The organism is Desulfobacterales bacterium (assembly GCA_029211065.1).
Classification (GTDB): domain Bacteria; phylum Desulfobacterota; class Desulfobacteria; order Desulfobacterales; family JARGFK01; genus JARGFK01.
In genome coordinates this window covers 1-4956 of the sequence record JARGFK010000188.1, presented here as the reverse complement: position 1 = coordinate 4956, position 4956 = coordinate 1, and the positions used below count along the sequence as shown (strand labels likewise).

Below are 4956 nucleotides of genomic sequence, written 5' to 3'. Positions count from 1 at the left end.
CGAAAAGACATCGCCTAAAATTTTAATTGATTTCGGCGGGTTTCAGGTTTTTGACGCTGCAACAGTGGATACAAGCATCCTGATTTTGAGAAAAGAGCTGTCAAGGGATGCAAAGCCCGCCTTGCAGGCAGTGCGCATATTAAATGATTTTACGCCGCAGGCGGATTTAGAGGGGTACGTTCAACATAACGCTGTTCCTGTAAATGAATTTTCCTCCGAAAGCTGGATCATCTCCACCGGCGCAGAGTATGCCGTCCGCAAAAGAATCGAAGAAGTGGGCGTGCCGCTCAAAGAGTGGGACACTGCAATTTATCGTGGAATCCTAACAGGGCTGAATGAGGCATTTATTATCAATGGTAAGAAGAAGGATGAACTTATCGCCGAAGACCCGAAGAGCGCCGAGATCATTAAACCGGTTTTAAGAGGGCGTGACATCAAACATTACAAGGTGGAGTTTGCAGATCTATGGATTATTACTACATTTCCCGCTCTACAGATTGATATTAATCGATACCCTGCCATAATGAGTTATTTAAAAACCTTTGGAAAAAGGATTGAACAAAGTGGAGATCCGGGATGTAGGAAGAAGACAAGCAACAAATGGTTTGAAGTCCAGGATACTATTGCTTATCATACTGAATTTGAAAAAGAGAAAATCGTCTATCCTGATATTATGAGACTCCCACGAGGGAACAATGATTTTTCAAGCTATCCCTACTTCTATCTGGATAAAAAGAACTTTCACGTCGAAGCCACTAATTTCATAATGACCGGGGATGGAATTTATCTCATAATCGCTATTTTATCTTCACGTCTTGGAGTTTACGCTTTCACAAAATTTTTCGCAGGCCCCCAGTTTGACGAGAAAGGCTTTAGATATAAAAAGGAATATTTACAGAATTTTCCCATTCCTAAAGTCGATCCAGCGGATCAACATCCATACGAAATTTTGGTGGATTGCATACTTTTTGCTCATGAAAAAGGAATGACTTCCGAAGCGTCCACTCTGGAATGGGTGGTCAACGTCATGATTTACGGCCTTTATTTTGAAGAAGTGATGAAAAAGGCCCGCTGCTATATCAATGACCGAGTTGCCGAGGTGGTCAAACCCTTCAAACCCGGCGACACCGATGCTTTTAAAACCGAATATGTTATGTCTCTTGCGCTTTTTTTCCTGAAAGACAAAACCGTCTATCCCGGTATGCTCCACAGCAAGAACGTTGAACCGGTTCGGATCATTCATGGAGAAAAAAAATAATTTTAAAAACAACTTGACTAATAAACATGACTATGCTTAACTTTTTGTCAGCGGGTAAATCCTGATGAAACTGTGAGACCGAAAGGTGTCATAAGTGCGATGTAAGCGCACCGGAGTCAGGGACCGCTATTTTTTTTAAGTGGAGCATGAATCTTTATCTTGATGAAAGCGGAGATTTAGGCTGGACTTTCGATAAGCCATATCGGGCCGGCGGCTCAAGTCGCTACCTGACCATAGCAACCCTGATAATTCCTAAAAACCTTTCCCACCTTCCAAAAAGAATCGTAAAAAAAATATACCGCAGCAGGAATCAGTCAACAGCCAGGGAACTTAAGGGAAAAGATCTTTCGAAAGCGGAAAAACAGAAGTTTGTCTCACTGGTTATTGCGTTGCTGAAACAAAACCCTTCTATTCAAATAAGCGTCATAACGGTTAAAAAAGAAAATGTTCAGGATCATATTAGAATTGATGCCAATAAACTTTACAATTACATGGTTAATTTCGCCGTATTAGATAAAATCAAAGCATATCCTGCCGTGAATTTCATCCCCGACCCCCGGGCAATTAAAGTGGCAAGCGGCAACAGTCTCGTGGATTATCTACAGGTAAAACTTTGGTTTGAACTCAATGTGAGAACCACTATTTTCCATACTCCAATGGAAAGCGGGGCCAATTTAAATCTTCAGTTTGTTGATTTCATTTCTCATATTGTTTGGAGTCGATACGAAAACAACGATTACTTCTTCTATAAAATTTTAAGACCCTTCATTTCGGAAAAGCCCCTCTTTTTTTGATACTCATTTATTGAATAGTTATGTTCCTCACAGCCTTTCTCATGGATATCCCTGCAGAACGGACTGGCTTGGGCATCGGTGCCACTTCTTGATTTGTGATTTAACGGTCAAATACTTTTCCTTGAACCTTCTATCCTTCTGCATCAAAGTCTTTGCGAAAGCCACCCTTCGGCTGACTGCTGAGTTAGTCAAACCGAATATATCTGGGGGTGGGGATGAAAATGGCGACAAACGGACGGGTCCGAGTCTGATGGTCGAATAGTTCGGAAATGATTATGAAAAACGGGTGTTTTTGGCGCAAAAATTTTGATATTGTCGCCGAATAAGTTAAACTGGAATGAACTGATAATTAAACAGAATTGGCGACAAATTTCTTTGTTTATCGTTTTATTGGCGGCTTGTTTTCTGCACGATTCCTTTTTGTACTAAAACCTCCTCTATCATCGAGAAACTTAAATTTGTTACAACACCGTAAAGGCTAGGTATCATAATAATAGCTTTTTCTCCTAAATGCTTTTGTGGAATATAAACCGGCTGGAATCTTGAACAAAAAGCATTTACTTCGCCCGTTTCCTTCGACACGATTGGCCCACCACTGTTGCCATAATTTAGAGCCTTATCTAGTATATATGTTCTTTGGACTCCACTATGACTAATCATTCCAAATTTTTCATAAATGGATGAAACGATCGCGGAAGTAACCCTGGGATGAAGTTCGGTGGTTCCTGCAACAAACTCTGGGCCTGGATAAATAAGTCCTCCAGTTGAAAGCGGATATCCAAAAGAATAAACTTCATCTCCATCCTCAAGAATTTTGGTTCCAACTTTAATATATGGAAATTCCTTACAATTAGCTAACCATAACTGGTCATGATTTTTTTCAATGTCCGCTTTTAATAATGCAAAGTCATTCCCAGGGTCATAGTGAACAAGTTTTACCTCATTTACCACCTTCGGAATCGGCATTTTACGTTCAACATCAAACAACGTTTCTTTTTCAATAGTAATCATATTAGTAGGTTTATTCGAATCTTTAGAGAACGCTGTTAACACATGGGCCGCCGTTATAAACCAACCATCTGGCGAAACAAAGAACCCAGTACCGACTGGAGTTGGAAAATCATGTTGCTTCGGATTAGGCAAAAAAACAGAAAATGTTGAAGCTTTCGTGTTTTGTAAAGTCGATTTAATATTCATTTTAGATCCATTCACGTTAACGTTATGATTGAGCGCTGAGTGGGCAGGTGCCGATTAAACATGTGTTTTAAAGGTTTCAAACCACCGATAATCCAGCCTTCAACCAGGTAGCAAGCAGCGAATCGTCTTCCATGTCCCCATCAAGGAACCAAAGAAACCATTCTTTCAGGCATAGAATGGCATCTTCACTCAGGCGCCACCCCGTGTGCTGCAATGATTGATAGTGGAAGCCCACCGGTTGAATATGATCGAAACGAAGGATCGAAGCGCTACGACCGCTCTCAAGAGGCAGCCAATCAACCATATATTGGGGATATTCCCCTTTTCTTACCCGGTCTATAAACTCTTGTTTAAAACCCGCGCGTTTTCCGCCTTCCTCGCTTCCGTAAAAGGGGGCGACAAGAAGAGTGGGGGCTGTCTGCCAGATAGGCTTTCCGGCAATGAGTTTTTTATCAACTTTAGGGCCCTGTTCAGCCACGACGACGGCCGGCCGTATTTTCGCAAGGTAAACCGCCCTGACTTCGTTCGGATAGACCGGCAAACAGGCAACTGGCAATTTCGAAAGCTTATGGGGGTTTTTCACATCCAGTGGCTCAATTTTAGCCTTGAAGGTTTTGTGCTCAGTCGGGATGTTCCGGCCTTCGGGCACAATCACATAGGGGATTTGTCGAACATGGGGTACGAACGCTCGAATAAGAACGCCCGGCTTAAAATCGTGGGTATCGTCCGGAACCCACCAGGTGGAAGGCGATATGGCGGATTGAATTGAATCCTCAGGATAGGTCGTTATCGAAGCGGGCTTTCGACCTCCAGGCATCTTCTGAAACCTCCATTACACACTCTTGAGGTGTTATGGGTTCGCCGGCGATCCGGTCTATCTGTGCCAGGTTTTCAAAAAAAACATCATCATATCGAGGTGCAGGCGGCCGGAAACGCTTACCCTTAACGTTTTTTTTCTGCTTCAGTTTTTTAGACATCTCGGATCTAAGCAGTTCCAGCTTTTCCTTAAGTTTCTTTTCTTGGCGCCGGGTAGCTTTCTGAGTATCGATTGCCTCTTCTGAAGAGATGGATTCCAACCTGCTTCCAAAGACCAATATTTCATTTGGAGCAGCACTGAGCATGGGCGGGGTCTTATAGACGAAGTCGAGCAGCCCCTCAGTATCAGAGGAAAATTTCCTGATGTAATTAGTCAGTTGGCCGGCTATTTCAAGCGGGAGTTGTTTGTGAAGCTCTTCATATAGTCGGCTGTTCGAGCACGACCATCTAATAAAGTCATCTTCATATTTGGGGTGTGAGAAAACCCGCTTTTCGGCATCAATAGCTTGGAGAGCGGGTTCAATCCTTAAAAAACAGGTTTCTTCCCAAGGCCCGAATTTGTAAAAGCGCCATTGCAGTCCTGTGTAGGTCCGTCCGCCGTGAGTCAGTGCGTAATGATAATCAGCTAGGTAAACATATTTAATCAGGTGGATGGAACCGAGTTCCCGCTGTTTCCACTCTTCATCTTGGCCGGCGCAAAGGAGTGCAAATTGAATCAGAAAATCAATTTTTTTAATATCGGTAGGATTTACCATGCGCTGCCTGTACAACCTGTTATTTTCTAAACATAAAATTGTTAAGAAAACAGTTTCATGGGTAGTGTATAATCTTTTGTGTAAATTTTAAAATGGTATAAAAAAGGGCGCTTTTCCTTCAAAAGGGTTTTTGGCA

Annotated in this window: 5 protein-coding genes; 2 read left to right on the top strand and 3 right to left on the bottom strand. The window is 42.4% G+C overall.

The window, feature by feature from the left end:
* Together P1P89_22205 and P1P89_22200 are read left to right on the top strand one after the other, a co-directional pair.
* Window positions 1–1258 (top strand): TaqI-like C-terminal specificity domain-containing protein (locus tag P1P89_22205; protein ID MDF1594233.1); only part of this gene is annotated, 1258 nt, incomplete at its 5' end.
* Window positions 1259–1404: 146 nt separating this feature from the next.
* Window positions 1405–2052, top strand: a complete 648-nt coding sequence (locus P1P89_22200; GenBank protein ID MDF1594232.1) for a DUF3800 domain-containing protein — start codon at window positions 1405–1407, stop codon at window positions 2050–2052.
* Window positions 2053–2439: 387 nt separating this feature from the next.
* Here the strand turns inward: P1P89_22200 and P1P89_22195 are convergent, their stop codons facing one another.
* The 3 genes from P1P89_22195 to P1P89_22185 form a co-directional block, all read right to left on the bottom strand.
* Window positions 2440–3249 (bottom strand): serine protease, encoded by an 810-nt coding sequence (locus tag P1P89_22195; protein ID MDF1594231.1) that lies wholly within the window; start codon window positions 3247–3249, stop codon window positions 2440–2442.
* 76 nt (window positions 3250–3325) lie between these two features.
* Window positions 3326–4066 carry a hypothetical protein gene (locus P1P89_22190; GenBank protein ID MDF1594230.1) on the bottom strand — a complete coding sequence of 247 codons (741 nt, stop codon included), beginning with the start codon at window positions 4064–4066 and terminating at the stop codon, window positions 3326–3328.
* The gene (locus tag P1P89_22185; protein MDF1594229.1) at window positions 4023–4820 is read right to left on the bottom strand and encodes a hypothetical protein; all 798 of its coding nucleotides are present in this window, start codon (window positions 4818–4820) and stop codon (window positions 4023–4025) included. Before P1P89_22185 ends, P1P89_22190 begins: the two co-directional genes overlap by 44 nt.
* Between the last annotated feature and the right edge of the window lie 136 nt (window positions 4821–4956).